Genomic DNA, 15,853 nt, shown 5'->3' with positions numbered 1-15,853 from the left:
CCTAGTATCTCACAGGCTATATTTATTTTCAAAAGAACATGTCTGAATCACAGATTTTAATACTCTTTTACACAGAAACAGAGGTCAATCCTATCTGAATTAATTTATATCCAACGCTTCCGCCATTCGCCTCATCAATAATGAATCATCATCTGTCAGGGGAATGGTTAACGCCTCGACATTCTCGCGAACCTGTTCAGGTGCGGTTGCGCCACTCAGTAAGGTGATCAAATCGCTTTGCTTTAAAATCCACGCCAGAGCTAGTGCGGGAATTGTGCAGCGGTATTTTTCACAAAGCGGCTGCCACTGCCCAAGCATATCAATCACCCGCAACATATTTTCCCGCTGAAACCAGACCTTGTTAGCCCGCGCGCCGCCAGGAACATAATCTCGGGCGATAGTACCGGTCAACAACCCCTGCTCAAGCGGTGAATAGACCTGCACGATGATGCCATTCTGCTGACATAGCGGCAGCAGTTCAGCTTCCAGCGCCCGGTCAAGAATGCTGTACTTGGCCTGGATAATATCCAGCTCACCGTGTTTGAGATACTCCCTGATATGCCCGGCATTGACGTTCGCCGCACCAATCGAACGGATTTTCCCCTCTTTTTTCAGTGCGTTCAGCGTGTCTACGGTTTCCGCAATCGGCGTAAAACAGGGTTCGACCGACTGCCAGTGGGTCATATAGATATCAATACTGTCGATACCCAATCTTTGCAGGCTGGCATCAACCTCTTCGCGAATAGACTCAGGCGTGAGGTTTTTATACAGCTGGCGATCGCCCACTTTGTTAAACAGGCTGCCTGTTCGCTCCCAGACGATGCCGCATTTGGTTTCAACCACTACCTCGCTGCGCGGCAGCTTTTTCAGCGCCTGACCGACAATCACTTCACTGTTGCCAAAGTTGTAGCCTGGCGCGGTATCAATCAGATTGATACCGCAGCGATGCGCCTCAACAATGGTATCGATACAAATCTGCAGATCGAGATCGCCATTCCATGCCGGACCACCGCCAATAGCCCATGTGCCTAATCCCATGCGGGAAAGCGTAATATCCGTACTTCCTAAAGGAATCATTTTCATCTGCCGCTATTACCCTTCGTATTCGTCAAGAAGTTGTTCAACCAGCTTTCTGTTCTTCACACCCGTCGTGGCACCCACGCTCAGTACCGATATTGCCGCCGTTGCATTAGCAAACAGCGCGCAGTCGCGAAGCGGTTTGCCTTCTAGCAGCGCGGAGATAAATCCTGAAGCAAAGTTATCCCCCGCGCCGATGGTGTCGATGGCGGTAATTCCTGACACCGCCGGGACCTCCATTTTCATGTCAACACGCTTGATAAAACAGCCTCTCTTGCCGGTCTTAATCACGACGGTTTTCACGCCACAGTTCAGAAAACTGTCGGCAATCTCATCCAGCGTCTCTTTCCCAGTGAGCAGTTTTGCCTCTTCAAAATTGGGAAACAGATAATCCACGTAGCTCAGCGCTTCACGGATATCGTCCAGCGTTTCATTCAGTCGCGGTTTAATCATATCCGCGCAGATAATGAGCTTATGCGCTTTCGCCTGAGTGAAAATTGCCGTCAGTGCATCACCATCCAACAACGGGCTATTAAAAATACTCGCCAGCGACAGCAGCTTTGCTTGAGAGAAACGGTCAAAATCAACATCGTTTATATTCAGTTTCCATAAGCTGCCGTTACGGTTAGTCACAAAGGTGCGTTCACCATCAGCGGTGACTAAACCCACGTTAATGGAAGTATCAATATCAGCATCCTGCTTCAGGCTTTTAATATCAATATTCTCCCGACGGCAGTGGTCGACAATAAAATGCCCCGCAGCATCGTCACCTATCCGGCCTATTAACGCCGTGCGATGGCCGAGGCGAGAAATAATCGTCGCCTCATTAATAGCGTCACCTCCCGTGGTCATAGCTATTCGTTCTAATGGATAAGAGTCAACATCAAAGATATTTTTACTCACTGGTTGCAAGGGAATATCAACAATTGCCGCCCCTATACAAATAACCTCGATATTATCCATATTGTCATTCCGCTTTACCGTCTGAACCAAACAATTTGATTTTCTCCAGCGCGCGCGCTTTTACGGCTTTACGTACTTCACGTTCAACGTGCAGGAACGGCTGGTCCTGGTTCTCCTGCACCGCCACCATTGCGGCCTGGCACAGTTCGGTGTGAATATTGATTTTCGAAATGCCTAATGAAATGGCTTTTTTGATATCCGCGTCGCTAATGCCGGACGCGCCGTGCAGCACCAGCGGAACGGATACCGCCTGACGCACTCGTTTAACCACGTCAAAGTTCAGTTTCGGTTCGGAGGTGTAGACGCCGTGCTGGTTACCAATCGCTACCGCCAGCGAGTCACAGCCGGTACGCTCGACAAACTCAGCCGCCTGGCTTGGGTCAGTGTAGTGATAACCCGCCAGCGCCTCTTCGTAGACCGTTTCATTACCCACATGGCCCAGCTCTGCTTCGACCGGAATACCCAGCGGGTGGAAGAAATCGACCGCCTCTTTGGTCAGGCGAATATTCTCCTCGAAATCAAAAGCGGAAGCATCACGCATCAGTGAATTCATGCCGTGGGCCCATGCGTTATGGATTATCTCCATGCTGCGTCCGTGATCCCAGTGGGTAATAACCGGCACCGAGGCTTTTTTCGCCATAGAAACCATCATATGCGAAAAATCTTCAAACGAGGTATTACCCACAAAGCCGGTACCGAAGGAGATAATTACCGGCGATTTAGATTCTTCCGCCGCATCAATCACTCCCATTAACATTTCCGCATTCCACACGTTAAAGTGGGCAATTGCATAATGTTTATTTTGAGCATCATTTTCCCAATATTTAATATCTGCCAGCATGGTTATTTCTCCCTTTTCAATAGATTAATAATTTACTTTAATAACGCCTTTGATAATTTCACATTTGTTATTAACGGATTCATCAAACGCGCGCTGAACATCTTCATAATCGTAAATATGCGTCACCATCGACTTCACATCAAAACGCCCTGAGGAGATGGCTTCAATCGTGACCGGGTAGCGGTTGGCATAACGGAAAACGGTCTGAATAGACACTTCACGGTTAATTTTGAGGAAATTAATCGCTGAATCACCAGGTACAGTACCCACGATCATGATTTTCCCGCCGCGCATTACCAGATATGGAGCCTGCTTAACAGTGATCGCTGAACCTGCGGTTTCAAAAACAATATCGGCCCCCATATCTCCGGAGAACTGCTGGCAGCGGACAACGGTGTCCTCTTTCGCCCCGTTGATCACGGTCGTCGCGCCAAGTTGCTCGGCCATGGTCAGACGCTTTTCCAGGACATCAACCACCGCAATGTCGGTAGCACCCAAACATTTACAGGCTTGCAGGGTCATTAAACCAATACAGCCCGCCCCCAGAATGACGATTTTCTTGCCCGGTTTAACGTCCGCCAGCATTGCGGCATGCATCCCTACCGCCGCGGGCTCTACCAGCGCGCCTTCCATGGTGTCCATATTATCGGGCAACTTGTAAGTGAAGCTCTCCGGATGGCACAGATAGTGGGTTAGCGCGCCGCGATAATTAGGCTGCGTGGCCATAAAGTCAACATCAGGGCAGATGTTGTATTTCCCTTCCAGGCAGTAGCGGCAGTGACCGCACGGCACGCCCGGTTCGATATTCACCCGGTCGCCGGGTTTAAATTTAGTCACACGGTTCCCTACTGCCACCACCGTACCGGCGCATTCATGCCCCAGACCAATTTCCTGATTGGGATCTTTCGGCGGAATAAAAGGACCCGATTCAAAACCATGAACATCTGACCCACAAATTCCAACGTATTCCACTTTAATCAGCACTTCGTGCTCTTTTGGCACCGGGATATCGGCGGCAATAATTTTCATCGTGCCCGGCGTTTTTAATATCGCTTTTGAATTTTTCATTTTATTTCCCATCAATATTATTTGCTGGTAACTGCATCAATACCGAGACTTTCGACAGAGACGCCTTTGGTTTCAATTCCGATGGTAGCAATGGCGACAGCGACAATAATGGAGACCGCCCCCAGCAGTACAAATACACCCGTCACTCCATAACCGTTAAGCAATACCGCGACCGCATAAGGCGCAGCGATACCACTGATACGCCCTACTGCATTCGCCAGACCAGAACCGCGGAGTTTCGCTTCGGTTGGCCATATTTCCGGAACATAGACTGCCGAGGCGTAGCAAACGTACATATAGACAAAAGTAATCAGGAAGAAACCAATTAGCGTAATCAGCAGCATGCTGGTTTGCAGTGAATAGATATATCCCAGCACGGCAATTAACACTAATAACCCCACACCCATGGTCTTTCTCGGAATTTTATCCATTACCAGCATGGCGATAAAAATCCCAAACGGCGCGCCGAACATACTCATGGTATTTAAGACAATGGAGTCTTTCAGATTAATGCCCTGTGTCATAAATATTGTCGGTAGCCAATTAATTAAGGTGTACTGGACGACGTTCATGGCAATCAGAACAAAGGAACCCAAAATAACCCGCTTCAGTAACACCCCTGTTAATAATGCGGAGTACGGAACAGAACACGGTTGTTTGCCATCATCATCTATTACGACTGGTGGCAGCGGCTTACCGGTCTGTCGAATGACACCTTCCTCAATTGCCCGCATCACCTTTTCGGCTTCCTGGTAGCGCCCGCGAGACTCCAGCCAGCGAGGCGACTCAGGGAAACTGCGCCAAGCAATAACCGTTGCTATGAGCGACAGCACCGCAGGAATCAACAACTGTACGCGCCAGTTCCATTCCGCGCTGATAAGTGGCGTCAGCCCCATCGCAATCAGCGAACAGAGTGGATAAGACCAGTTGCCGATAAACGAGACCCGACTCGACCATGTACCACGATTTCTACCAGGCATATATTCGGTAAACCCGGCAAATAAGGTCACTAACAGCGCGCCTAATCCAACTCCCATTACAAAACGGCAGGCGATCAGAAAGGTCATATTGGGTGAAAACGCACCCACGATCATAGAAATAATATGAATCGCTTCATATAGAATAAATGCGTTTTTACGCCCGATTTTATCGCCAATAATTCCCCCACCGAGCGCGCCGAGAAACATTCCAGCCGTCGTAATGGCAGAGAACGTGGCGGTGGTGGAATTATCAGTCCAGCCAAGTTCTTTTAACTGCGCGAGAATTAATCCGCCGACGGCATTACTCCAGCAAACCAGTAATCCGAAGGCAACCATCGCAAACATTGACGTATGCCAGCGACAGTCAGGTAGCCTGTCCAGTCTGGCGCCGCAGTGCGGTTTTGCTATTTGTTCCATGCGATAACGTCCTTTTAATAAACATGTTATTCATCAAAGTCGTAAGTCATGATGACTTTAATCGCGGTTTTATTGACCATGGCGTCAAATCCTTCGCGCCATTGCGACAGGCCGATACGGTGAGTGATCATCGGTTTGACCTTGATCGCTCCGCTGGCCAGCAGGCGTATGGCGTTGCGCCAGGATGTAGAATCGTAGGCCATATGGCCAATGATGCTTTTGTTCCACGCGGTGATGTCGTTGATGGAGAAATCGAGAGGTTTAAAGCCCATGCCGACGCGAACGACTTCACCATTCGGGCGCAGCATTTCGATCGATTGTTTCAGAGCTATATTGGCACCAGAGCATTCAATGACTAGCCCCAGATTGTCTTTACCGCAGATTTCCTGGCAACGTGCAACCACATCTTCGGTCGAACCGTTAACGACAGCTGTCGCGCCCAGGTCTTTGGCGATGGGGAAGCGTACGGCAACATCCTCTTCCAGCCCGACCATCACAATATTAACGGCCCCCATAATGCGCGCCATTTGCACGGAAAAGAGCCCTAATGGGCCGGTGCCGAAAACCACGACGTCCTGGCCGGGAAGGAATTTGGATTGCTGAGCAATAGATTTGTAGGCGTTACAGATAGGATCCAGCACCGCCGCTTCTTCATAATCAACGCCTTGTGGGATTTCCCACAGCGCATGGCGGTGAATTTTGAGGATTTCTCCCGGCACCAGGCAATATTTAGAGAACCCTCCGCCCCATGTGTTGTTGTCGAGACCTAAGTTCACTTTTTCTGTACAACACAGAAAATCGCCTTGTTCGCAGGCCGGGCAAACACCGCAGACATGTCCACTATTGTCAGAAACCACCCGCTGACCGACTTTCCAGTCCTTAACTTTGTCGCCAACGCGGACAATTTTACCGGCGAACTCATGGCCGCGGATGGAGTTAAATTGATCAGATCCGCTATCAACATTGTAGTGTTTCATGTCCGCGCCGCAGATAGCCGCCGCTTTGATTTCAATCACGACGTCATCCGGGCCACAAACTGGTTCCGGTACATCAATCATCTTATAGCCGCCAAAGGCCTTGCCAAATCTTGCCAGTGCTTTCATTGAATTTTCCTTTGTGTTCAGTTTTGCATCAGTGACAATCATACTTATCCATATAATTTTTGAGGTCAACATCAAATCTTTAAAACACAGATTATTATCTGCATTTCACAACCAAGATCACAAATAAGTGCAAAGATGAATTGAAAACCAAGTGAACCTGGCAGCCGCTTCGCTAAAATGGCGTGAACCCCTTCGCATTTTTCCTGTTATGAAACTGTTAACCTGCGGGTGCTGTTTTTTTCGCCACGCCATTTCCGTGGCGTGTTTACTTGTTTAAATGTCAAAGAGGAACACCGATGAAACTATTGCCTTTGTTGGCAGCATTACCCTTGCTCTGCGCCAGCGTTGTTTCCGCCAACTCACTGATGTCAGTTGGCTACTTTAATGGCGGTGGCGACGTCACTGCCGGTCCTGGCGGCGACATCAATAAACTGGATGTTCGCCAGATAACTCATCTCAACTATTCGTTTGGCCTTGTCTACAACAACGAAAAAGACGAGACCAATGACGCCTTAAAAGACGCCAGCAAACTGCATCAAATTTGGCTTTCACAGAAAGTGCAGGATGATTTGCTGAAAATCCCACAGCTGCGTAAACAAAATCCAAACCTGAAAGTGTTACTTTCCGTCGGCGGCTGGGGAGCGCGTGGATTCTCTGGTGCGGCGGCAACGAAGGATACGCGCGCAGTGTTTATTCAGTCTGCGCAAGAGATAATTGCGAAATATGGTCTGGATGGCATCGATCTCGACTGGGAATATCCGGTTAACGGCGCCTGGGGACTGGTCGAAAGCCAACCGGCTGACCGCGCTAACTTTACCGCGCTGCTAACAGAACTGCGGGCCGCATTGGGGCATAAAAAGCTGCTGACCATCGCCGTGGGCGCAAATGCAGAAAGTCCGAAAAGCTGGGTAGATGTAAAAGCCATTGCACCATCGCTCGACTACATCAACCTGATGACCTATGACATGGCTTACGGCACCCAGTATTTTAACTCGAACCTGTATGATTCGACGCAATGGCCGACGGTCGCCGCGGCGGATAAGTACAGCGCCGATTTTGTGGTCAGTAACTATCTTGCTGCCGGTCTGAAACCGAGCCAAATGAATCTGGGCATTGGCTTTTATGGACGCGTACCAAAACGCGCCGTTGAACCAGGCATTGACTGGAGCAAACCTGACGCGCAGAAAAATCCTGTTACCCAGCCCTATTTCGAGCCTGCGCAAATTGAGTTGTTCAAATCACTGGGCGTCGACCTGAGCAAAGATACCTACGTGAAGTACAACGATATCGTGGCGAAGTTGATCAACGATCCGCAAAAACGCTTTAGCCAACATTGGGATGATGAAGCGAAAGTGCCGTGGCTGTCGGTGCAGTCTGCAGATGGAAAAGCACTTTTTGCCCTCTCCTATGAAAATCCGCGTTCGGTGGCGATCAAAGCCGACTACATCAAAAGTAAAGGATTGGGAGGCGCCATGTTCTGGGAATACGGTGCAGATGACCAAAACCAGTTGGCGAAGCAGTTAGCCGATTCGTTAGGCATCAAACACTGATCCCAACGCCTGGCACAATAGGTTATGATTAGCCCATTCTGCTGCGTCAACCTTTGGCGCAGCTCTTCATTTTCTACTGGAGGCATGCGCTTTTATGGCTTTTATCCCTAAAAATTACGCCCGTCTGGAAGTCGGATATCGGGAAAAGGCGCTAAAGCTCTTCCCCTGGGTTTGTGGACGTTGTTCCCGTGAGTTCGTGTATTCAAATTTGCGCGAGCTGACAGTACATCACATCGATCACGATCACTCCAATAACCCGGAAGACGGTAGCAACTGGGAGATGTTATGCCTGTACTGTCACGATCATGAGCATTCGAAATACACTGAGGTGGATCAGTATGGTTCTACCGTAGTGGCAGGGGAAGATGCGCAGAGAGACGTCGGCGAGGCGAAATACAATCCGTTTGCCGACCTGAAGGCGATGATGAACAAGAAATAACAGCAACTGCGGGCCCGACACCGATGTTTGCCGGGCCAGGTTAATCAGGATTTAAACGTCGCAATCGGTTCGGGCGTAATACCAAACTCAACCTTCAACTGCTGCTTGCTCTTCATCACCATCTCACCGTTGGTATCAATCGTCATATGCTGCGCGTCAATATTGTTTCGCGCCTGCCATAACATTACCAGCTGTAAGCTGTTCTCTTTTTGTTCTGCCGTTAGCGCTACCCCATCCGGCCATTTTCCGAGTTCAACGGCAGTCGATAAGCGCTGATAAACTTCCGGCGTCATACTGTTGATCATCTCATCAAGATTCATGTTAAATCCACTCTCCGTAGAATAATTTGCTGAATCGTTTCTTCAACCCTTGGTTTGCTCACCGTTTTCACTATCGGTGAAGTTCAAAGACGCTGAGTTAACGCAGTACCGTTCACCGGTAGGTTTCGGACCATCCGGGAAGACGTGTCCCAGGTGCGCATCACAGTTTCCGCAGCGGATTTCTATGCGCTGCATGCCGTGTGACGTATCTTTTATGTAATGGATAGCCTCATCGCTGACAGGCTCGTAAAAGCTGGGCCAGCCGCAGCCAGAGTCATATTTTGTCTCGGAACGAAATAGCGGTTTGTCGCAGATCAGACAGTGGTAGATGCCGTCACGCTTGTTATGCAGCAAACGCCCGGTAAATGGCGGTTCTGTCCCGTGATTCTGCGTCACGTAGAACTGCATTTCGGTTAAATTTTTTTTCAGTTCTTCTGGAGAAGGTTGATTAGCCATTTGCTCACATCTCGCTTTATCTAAACTCACATCGCGAGACAGATTCTAACAAAACATTAACACCGGAGTGCGAACTTTTGTTCTAAACTTGATCCTTGCGAAATGGCAGCCTGCAATTCGTGATCATAATCACGTTTTTATCTTGATTGCCCTTTAAAATTCGGGCCGCCGACCCCATGTGGTTTCAAGCCCAAAGGAAGAGTGAGGCGAGTCAGTTGCGCAAAGCTTAGGCAGCAGATTGATTTGTCGCAATGATTGACACGATTCCGCTTGACGCTGCGTAAGGTTTTTGTAATTTTACAGGCAACCTTTTATTCACTAACAAATAGCTGGTGGAATATATGACTATCAAAGTAGGTATCAACGGTTTTGGCCGTATCGGTCGCATTGTTTTCCGTGCTGCTCAAGAACGTTCTGACATCGAGATCGTTGCAATCAACGACCTGTTAGACGCTGACTACATGGCTTACATGCTGAAATATGACTCCACTCACGGCCGTTTCAACGGTACCGTTGAAGTGAAAGACGGTCATCTGATCGTAAACGGTAAAAAAATCCGTGTTACCGCTGAACGTGATCCGGCTAACCTGAAATGGGACGAAGTTGGTGTTGACGTAGTAGCTGAAGCTACTGGCCTGTTCCTGACAGATGAAACCGCTCGTAAGCACATCACTGCTGGCGCGAAAAAAGTGGTTCTGACTGGTCCGTCCAAAGATAACACTCCGATGTTTGTTAAAGGCGCTAACTTTGACAAATACGAAGGTCAGGACATCGTTTCTAACGCTTCCTGCACCACTAACTGCCTGGCTCCGCTGGCTAAAGTTATCAACGACAACTTCGGCATCATCGAAGGTCTGATGACTACTGTTCACGCGACCACCGCTACTCAGAAAACCGTTGATGGCCCGTCTCACAAAGACTGGCGCGGCGGCCGCGGCGCATCCCAGAACATCATCCCGTCCTCTACCGGTGCAGCTAAAGCTGTAGGTAAAGTACTGCCAGAACTGAACGGCAAACTGACTGGTATGGCGTTCCGCGTTCCTACCCCGAACGTATCCGTTGTTGACCTGACCGTTCGTCTGGAAAAAGCTGCTTCTTACGAAGAAATTAAGAAAGCAATCAAAGCTGCTTCCGAAGGCCCGATGAAAGGCGTTCTGGGTTACACCGAAGACGACGTAGTATCTACCGATTTCAACGGTGAAGTTTGCACTTCCGTGTTCGATGCTAAAGCTGGTATCGCACTGAACGACAACTTCGTGAAACTGGTATCCTGGTACGACAACGAAACCGGCTACTCTAACAAAGTTCTGGACCTGATTGCTCACATCTCCAAATAAGTTGAGATGAGTATCTGATCCAAAAAGGCGACTTCGGTCGCCTTTTTTTATGACCAAAATATTCACATACCAAGGATTGCATCATGATTAACAAAATTTTCGCTCTCCCGGTCATTGAACAGCTTACCCCTGTCCTCTCCCGCCGTCAGCTTGATGAGCTTGAGGTTCTTGTTGTCGATCACCCCCAGGTTAAAGCGTCTTTCGCGCTACAGGGCGCACATCTTCTTTCCTGGAAACCAAACGGCGAAGAGGAAGTCCTGTGGTTAAGCAACAATACCCCGTTTAAAACCGGCGTAGCGCTGCGTGGCGGCGTACCAATTTGCTGGCCGTGGTTTGGTCCGGCTGCTCAGCAGGGCCTGCCTTCGCATGGTTTTGCCCGTAACTTGCCATGGACGCTGAAAGCGCACAACGAAGACGACAATGGCGTGGTGTTGACGTTTGAACTGCAGAGCAATGCCGAAACACGTCAGCTTTGGCCGCACGAGTTCTGCCTGCTGGCCCGTTTCAAAGTGGGAGCCACCTGTGAGATGGAGCTGGAAGCTCACGGTGAGTTTGAAACCACCTCGGCACTGCATACCTATTTCAACGTTGGTGACATTGCGGCAGTGAAAGTTAGTGGTCTCGGCGATCGCCTGATCGATAAAGTGAATGATGCTAAAGAAGATGTGCTGGCTGATGGTATCCAGACCTTCCCGGACCGCACCGATCGTGTCTATCTGAATCCGGAAGCGTGCAGCGTGATTCATGATGATGCGTTGAATCGCAATATCGACGTTGTCCACCACCACCACCTGAATGTCGTGGGCTGGAACCCTGGCCCGGCGCTGTCCGTCAGTATGGGCGACATGCCGGATGATGGCTACAAAACGTTTGTTTGTGTAGAAACGGCTTACGCGACCGCTCCGCAGAAAACCACCGAAGAAAAACCATCTCGCCTCGCGCAGACTATTCGTGTTGCTAAACGCTAAGACAACTCTGCACAACATGCCGGATGCGGCTAACGCCTTATCCGGCCTACAAACACACGCAGTCGTAGGCCTGATAAGCGCAGCGCCATCAGGTAAATCAGTGCAACATGCCGGATGCGGCTAACGCCTTATCCGGCATGCAAACCACACGCAGCCGTTGGCCTGATAAGCTGCGTGAGCATCGTCATTTGGCAAATCAGGCCATATCCAGCGCTGTTTTACCTTTTGGCGCCGGATACGCCTTATCTAACTGCTTCAGCTCATCTACAGAGAGCGTTATCTGCAGCGCGGCGGCATTTTGTTCGACATGCGCTACGCTTGCGGCTTTCGGAATTGCTATTACACCCGACTGACGAATCACCCACGCCAGCAAAATCTGCGCAGCACTAACATTGTGCACGCGCGCAATGTCATTCACCACGGAATTAGAAAGCAAATCGCCACGCAGGCGTCCCGCCTGGGCCAGCGGACTGTATGCCATAACCGGCATCTGCTGCTGCTGGCACCACGGCAGTAAATCATATTCAATACCGCGCGAGGCTAAATGATAAAGCACCTGGTTAGTCGCACACTCCCGTCCACCGGGTACCTGCCATAACGCCTGCATATCATCATAATCGAGATTTGAGACGCCCCAACGGCGGATTTTCCCTTGCGCAATCAGTGTTTCCATGGCATCGACGGTCTCTGCAAATGAAAAATCGCCCATCCAGTGCAGCAAATAGAGATCCAGATAATCAGTTTTCAGTCGACGCAGGCTGGCTTCGCAGGCGGCAATGGCTTTCTCTCCACCGGCATTCCATGGGTAAACTTTCGAGACTAAAAAAGCGCTATCACGCCGTCCCGTTAATGCTTCACCCACCACCTCTTCCGCTGCACCATCAGCGTACATTTCTGCGGTATCAATCAATCGCAGGCCGAGATCCAGTCCGGCCTGCAGCGCAGACACTTCATCCCGGCGTCGGCTTGGATCCTCGCCCATGTACCATGTTCCCTGCCCAATAGCAGGAAGCGATACCTGGTTTGTAAACGTCACCTGTTTCGCTGTCATCGCACCCTCCTGTGTTAATGCACCACAGTAAAGCAAAACAACGTGCATGTGTCCTGTTAGGGTGCACAAATTGCACCATCATGATCTGGGGGTTGTCTTAAATTTAATGACGTAAAAAAGCCCGCAGAGATGCGGGCTAGTGTTTGACACGCAGTGGCATCAGAACTTATAGGTCACACCTACCGAGAAGATGCCAGACCAGGACTTATCGACCATCGGGCTGTCTTTCACTTCATCACTCAAACGCACATAACGGCCAGTGCCGTACACGTTCCAGTTGCCAAGGAAGTTATAGCTCGCGGTCAACTCCAGGTACGGATCCCATCCATCGTCAGCGTTGTAGCTATTCAGACCACTGCGGCGAGACTCGTGATTGGACACACCATAATAGTAGTCGTTGTAGTTTTCGCTGCTGTACTGCACACCGATACCCGGCGTCAGGGTCAGACCACCATTGGTGTAACGGTAGAGCCAGGCCAGATCCCAGATAAAGCCGTTGCTGTTATCCAGGGTATCACCCGCCAGCGCGGTACGCAGGAAACCATACTGGGTGTTATGTACATATGATAGGCCAGCCATCAAGCTGCTTTTACGCTTGTCGAGTTGGCGTAAAGCATGGCTATCGCTATCACCCGGCTTGAAATGCGTCGGATCATAGTACGCCATGATGGAAAGCTTATCTGCCGTATCATTCCACAAATAGTAACCGCCACCCAAGCCGCGGAACCACACATTATCGCCTTCATAGGTGACAACCGGAACAGGGTAAACATCGCGGTCATACTGTTTGTACGGGCTGTTAATCACACCAACACCCGCGCCAACAGTCCACTGACTTTCCGCCTGTGCGGTGCTAACTGCGGTTGCGGCAAGGACGCCAAGTGCCAGAAGTTTGAGTTTGGTCACAATCCATAATTCCTTATTCAAATGTGTAGCGGTCAAAGTGTAACCGCCAATACGCTTCAGCCCAACTATTTTACGTATTCACCCCAGAATGTAACCCCCTAATTTCTCAGCGAGTGATGACATTTTGCTTGCAGCACGGTGAACACCGCATGAATCCCGCTCCAATTCTTTACATAAGATGTGCTTTTTTTGCTGATGAGTTATTGATATGCCATTGAAATTCATTTGCGCACACAGGCAAGTTTTGCAAATGCCATCTACGCTTAATTTTAGAAGGTGTATCACCGAATACGTTGATCTCCTGACCACTAAAATGGCATGAGAGTTGCTTATTTCTTCAGCAGCGACGTCGTTCAGTTTACCTCTTCAGGGGCCTCTACTATTCATATGAACGGCTCTTAACATGTGCTAAAAAACGAAAGGACGGCATACCATGAATATATTCGATCACTATCGCCAGCGTTATGAAGCTGCCAAGGACGAAGAGTTCACGCTGCAGGAGTTTCTTACCACTTGTCGGCAAGATCGCAGTGCTTATGCCAACGCGGCAGAGCGGCTATTAATGGCTATTGGTGAGCCTGTCATGGTTGACACTGCCCATGAACCTCGACTTTCTCGACTCTTTTCGAATCGGGTAATTGCACGCTATCCCGCTTTTGAAGAGTTTTACGGCATGGAAGACGCCATTGAGCAGATTGTTTCTTATTTGAAGCATGCGGCTCAAGGTCTGGAAGAGAAGAAGCAGATTCTGTATCTGCTGGGGCCTGTGGGAGGGGGGAAATCATCTCTTGCTGAGCGGCTGAAGTCGCTGATGCAACGAGTACCGATTTATGTCCTGAGCGCCAATGGCGAACGTAGCCCGGTCAACGATCATCCGTTATGCCTGTTTAATCCGCAGGAAGACGCGCAGATCCTGGAAAAAGAGTATGGGATCCCGCGTCGTTATCTCGGTACGATCATGTCGCCGTGGGCTGCTAAACGTCTGCATGATTTTGGCGGGGACATTACAAAATTCCGCGTCGTCAAAGTCTGGCCGTCTATTCTGGAGCAGATCGCTATCGCTAAAACGGAGCCTGGTGATGAAAACAACCAGGATATTTCTGCGCTGGTCGGGAAAGTGGATATTCGTAAACTCGAACACCACGCCCAGAACGATCCTGATGCCTACGGTTATTCGGGCGCACTGTGCCGCTCAAACCAGGGGATTATGGAGTTCGTTGAGATGTTTAAAGCACCGATTAAAGTGCTGCATCCTCTGCTGACCGCCACCCAGGAAGGAAACTACAACGGGACAGAAGGTATCTCCGCCCTGCCGTTTAACGGGATTATTCTTGCCCACTCGAACGAGTCTGAATGGGTAACGTTCCGTAATAACAAAAACAATGAGGCGTTCCTTGACCGTGTTTACATCGTCAAAGTGCCTTATTGCCTGCGGATCTCTGAAGAGATCAAAATTTACGAAAAACTGCTTAACCACAGTGAGCTGACCCATGCGCCTTGCGCACCGGGCACGTTGGAAACGCTCTCTCGCTTTACCATTCTTTCTCGCCTGAAAGAACCTGAGAACTCGAGCATTTACTCGAAGATGCGCGTTTACGATGGCGAAAGCCTGAAAGATACCGATCCAAAAGCGAAATCCTATCAGGAGTATCGTGATTACGCCGGGGTTGATGAGGGAATGAACGGTCTGTCCACGCGTTTCGCGTTTAAGATCCTCTCTCGCGTATTTAACTTTGACCATGCTGAAGTGGCAGCTAACCCGGTTCATCTGTTCTACGTACTGGAGCAGCAAATCGAGCGTGAACAGTTCCCGCAGGAGCAAGCTGAGCGTTATCTTGAGTTCCTGAAAGGCTATCTGATCCCGAAATATGCTGAATTCATCGGCAAGGAGATCCAGACAGCTTATCTCGAATCCTATTCCGAATACGGACAGAACATTTTCGACCGTTATGTCACTTATGCGGATTTCTGGATTCAGGATCAGGAGTATCGCGATCCAGATACCGGGCAGCTGTTTGATCGCGAGTCACTGAACTCAGAACTGGAGAAAATTGAGAAGCCGGCGGGTATCAGTAACCCGAAAGATTTCCGTAACGAGATCGTCAACTTTGTTCTGCGTGCCAGAGCGAATAACAGCGGTCGCAATCCAAACTGGACCAGTTACGAAAAACTACGCACGGTTATTGAGAAGAAAATGTTCTCCAATACCGAGGAGCTGCTGCCGGTCATTTCGTTCAATGCTAAAACCTCGACTGACGAGCAGAAAAAACACGACGATTTTGTCGACCGTATGATGGAAAAAGGCTACACGCGTAAACAAGTGCGTTTACTGTGCGAATGGTATTTGCGCGTACGTAAATCGTCTTAACATAAGTGC

15 protein-coding genes are annotated in these 15,853 nt (G+C 49.6%); 5 read left to right on the top strand and 10 right to left on the bottom strand.

Annotated features, from left to right (window positions below; translation table 11 throughout):
- Nucleotides 1-99 precede the first annotated feature (99 nt).
- The 6 genes from WC1_RS14250 to WC1_RS14275 are packed head-to-tail and all read right to left on the bottom strand — an operon-like array spanning nucleotide 100 to nucleotide 6,449.
- The gene (locus tag WC1_RS14250; RefSeq protein ID WP_003846646.1) at nucleotides 100-1,083 is read right to left on the bottom strand and encodes an NADH-dependent methylglyoxal reductase; all 984 of its coding nucleotides are present in this window, start codon (nucleotides 1,081-1,083) and stop codon (nucleotides 100-102) included.
- Between the two features lie 9 nt (nucleotides 1,084-1,092).
- Nucleotides 1,093-2,040 carry a carbohydrate kinase family protein gene (locus WC1_RS14255; RefSeq protein WP_003840877.1) on the bottom strand — a complete coding sequence of 316 codons (948 nt, stop codon included), beginning with the start codon at nucleotides 2,038-2,040 and terminating at the stop codon, nucleotides 1,093-1,095.
- 4 nt (nucleotides 2,041-2,044) lie between these two features.
- Nucleotides 2,045-2,881 (bottom strand): ketose-bisphosphate aldolase, encoded by an 837-nt coding sequence (locus tag WC1_RS14260; protein ID WP_003840876.1) that lies wholly within the window; start codon nucleotides 2,879-2,881, stop codon nucleotides 2,045-2,047.
- A gap of 24 nt (nucleotides 2,882-2,905) precedes the next feature.
- Nucleotides 2,906-3,949, bottom strand: a complete 1,044-nt coding sequence (locus tag WC1_RS14265; protein WP_003030683.1) for an NAD(P)-dependent alcohol dehydrogenase — start codon at nucleotides 3,947-3,949, stop codon at nucleotides 2,906-2,908.
- A gap of 17 nt (nucleotides 3,950-3,966) precedes the next feature.
- Nucleotides 3,967-5,346 carry an MFS transporter gene (locus WC1_RS14270; RefSeq protein ID WP_003840874.1) on the bottom strand — a complete coding sequence of 460 codons (1,380 nt, stop codon included), beginning with the start codon at nucleotides 5,344-5,346 and terminating at the stop codon, nucleotides 3,967-3,969.
- Between the two features lie 26 nt (nucleotides 5,347-5,372).
- Nucleotides 5,373-6,449, bottom strand: coding sequence for a zinc-binding dehydrogenase (locus WC1_RS14275; protein ID WP_016150106.1), 1,077 nt, complete (start codon nucleotides 6,447-6,449; stop codon nucleotides 5,373-5,375).
- 296 nt (nucleotides 6,450-6,745) lie between these two features.
- Here WC1_RS14275 and WC1_RS14280 point away from each other — a divergent pair, with 296 nt between their 5' ends.
- Both WC1_RS14280 and yajD read left to right on the top strand, forming a co-directional pair.
- A complete protein-coding gene (locus tag WC1_RS14280; protein WP_016150105.1) occupies nucleotides 6,746-7,999 on the top strand; it encodes a chitinase ChiD in 1,254 nt (417 codons plus the stop codon).
- 94 nt (nucleotides 8,000-8,093) lie between these two features.
- Nucleotides 8,094-8,438, top strand: a complete 345-nt coding sequence (gene yajD / locus WC1_RS14285) for an HNH nuclease YajD (RefSeq protein WP_016150104.1) — start codon at nucleotides 8,094-8,096, stop codon at nucleotides 8,436-8,438.
- A 44-nt stretch (nucleotides 8,439-8,482) separates the two neighbouring features.
- Here yajD and WC1_RS14290 read toward each other — a convergent pair whose 3' ends face one another.
- On the bottom strand, nucleotides 8,483-8,758 hold the full coding sequence (locus WC1_RS14290) for a YeaC family protein (protein ID WP_003030693.1): 276 nt from the start codon (nucleotides 8,756-8,758) through the stop codon (nucleotides 8,483-8,485).
- A gap of 42 nt (nucleotides 8,759-8,800) precedes the next feature.
- Nucleotides 8,801-9,214, bottom strand: coding sequence for a peptide-methionine (R)-S-oxide reductase MsrB (gene msrB / locus WC1_RS14295; protein WP_003030695.1), 414 nt, complete (start codon nucleotides 9,212-9,214; stop codon nucleotides 8,801-8,803).
- A gap of 341 nt (nucleotides 9,215-9,555) precedes the next feature.
- On the opposite strand from msrB, the gene gapA reads away from it, so the two are divergent.
- Nucleotides 9,556-10,551, top strand: a complete 996-nt coding sequence (gene gapA, locus WC1_RS14300) for a glyceraldehyde-3-phosphate dehydrogenase (protein ID WP_003030697.1) — start codon at nucleotides 9,556-9,558, stop codon at nucleotides 10,549-10,551.
- 83 nt (nucleotides 10,552-10,634) lie between these two features.
- Nucleotides 10,635-11,519, top strand: coding sequence for a D-hexose-6-phosphate mutarotase (locus WC1_RS14305; protein WP_003846660.1), 885 nt, complete (start codon nucleotides 10,635-10,637; stop codon nucleotides 11,517-11,519).
- 196 nt (nucleotides 11,520-11,715) lie between these two features.
- Here the strand turns inward: WC1_RS14305 and WC1_RS14310 are convergent, their stop codons facing one another.
- Nucleotides 11,716-12,570 (bottom strand): aldo/keto reductase, encoded by an 855-nt coding sequence (locus WC1_RS14310; protein ID WP_003846662.1) that lies wholly within the window; start codon nucleotides 12,568-12,570, stop codon nucleotides 11,716-11,718.
- 159 nt (nucleotides 12,571-12,729) lie between these two features.
- On the bottom strand, nucleotides 12,730-13,476 hold the full coding sequence (locus WC1_RS14315; protein ID WP_003030706.1) for a MipA/OmpV family protein: 747 nt from the start codon (nucleotides 13,474-13,476) through the stop codon (nucleotides 12,730-12,732).
- 433 nt (nucleotides 13,477-13,909) lie between these two features.
- Between WC1_RS14315 and yeaG the strand changes: the two genes are divergently transcribed.
- Nucleotides 13,910-15,844, top strand: a complete 1,935-nt coding sequence (gene yeaG, locus WC1_RS14320) for a protein kinase YeaG (protein ID WP_003030707.1) — start codon at nucleotides 13,910-13,912, stop codon at nucleotides 15,842-15,844.
- The last annotated feature ends 9 nt before the right edge of the window (nucleotides 15,845-15,853 follow it).

It is taken from the genome of Citrobacter sp. KTE30 (genome assembly GCF_000398825.1).
In the GTDB taxonomy this organism is placed as follows: Bacteria; Pseudomonadota; Gammaproteobacteria; order Enterobacterales; family Enterobacteriaceae; genus Citrobacter; species Citrobacter freundii.
Note: the sequence above shows the minus strand (reverse complement) of the source record. Positions and strands in the feature narration are given on the sequence as shown.

Bases quoted from the DNA above. Each gene is read 5' to 3' on its own strand.
- yajD (WP_016150104.1), top strand. From the start codon at position 8,094: ATGGCTTTTATCCCTAAAAATTACGCCCGTCTGGAAGTCGGATATCGG.
- WC1_RS14260 (WP_003840876.1), bottom strand. From the start codon at position 2,881: ATGCTGGCAGATATTAAATATTGGGAAAATGATGCTCAAAATAAACAT.
- msrB (WP_003030695.1), bottom strand. From the start codon at position 9,214: ATGGCTAATCAACCTTCTCCAGAAGAACTGAAAAAAAATTTAACCGAA.
- WC1_RS14310 (WP_003846662.1), bottom strand. From the start codon at position 12,570: ATGACAGCGAAACAGGTGACGTTTACAAACCAGGTATCGCTTCCTGCT.
- WC1_RS14270 (WP_003840874.1), bottom strand. From the start codon at position 5,346: ATGGAACAAATAGCAAAACCGCACTGCGGCGCCAGACTGGACAGGCTA.
- WC1_RS14275 (WP_016150106.1), bottom strand. From the start codon at position 6,449: ATGAAAGCACTGGCAAGATTTGGCAAGGCCTTTGGCGGCTATAAGATG.
- WC1_RS14250 (WP_003846646.1), bottom strand. From the start codon at position 1,083: ATGAAAATGATTCCTTTAGGAAGTACGGATATTACGCTTTCCCGCATG.
- yeaG (WP_003030707.1), top strand. From the start codon at position 13,910: ATGAATATATTCGATCACTATCGCCAGCGTTATGAAGCTGCCAAGGAC.
- WC1_RS14280 (WP_016150105.1), top strand. From the start codon at position 6,746: ATGAAACTATTGCCTTTGTTGGCAGCATTACCCTTGCTCTGCGCCAGC.
- WC1_RS14305 (WP_003846660.1), top strand. From the start codon at position 10,635: ATGATTAACAAAATTTTCGCTCTCCCGGTCATTGAACAGCTTACCCCT.
- WC1_RS14255 (WP_003840877.1), bottom strand. From the start codon at position 2,040: ATGGATAATATCGAGGTTATTTGTATAGGGGCGGCAATTGTTGATATT.
- WC1_RS14290 (WP_003030693.1), bottom strand. From the start codon at position 8,758: ATGAATCTTGATGAGATGATCAACAGTATGACGCCGGAAGTTTATCAG.
- gapA (WP_003030697.1), top strand. From the start codon at position 9,556: ATGACTATCAAAGTAGGTATCAACGGTTTTGGCCGTATCGGTCGCATT.
- WC1_RS14265 (WP_003030683.1), bottom strand. From the start codon at position 3,949: ATGAAAAATTCAAAAGCGATATTAAAAACGCCGGGCACGATGAAAATT.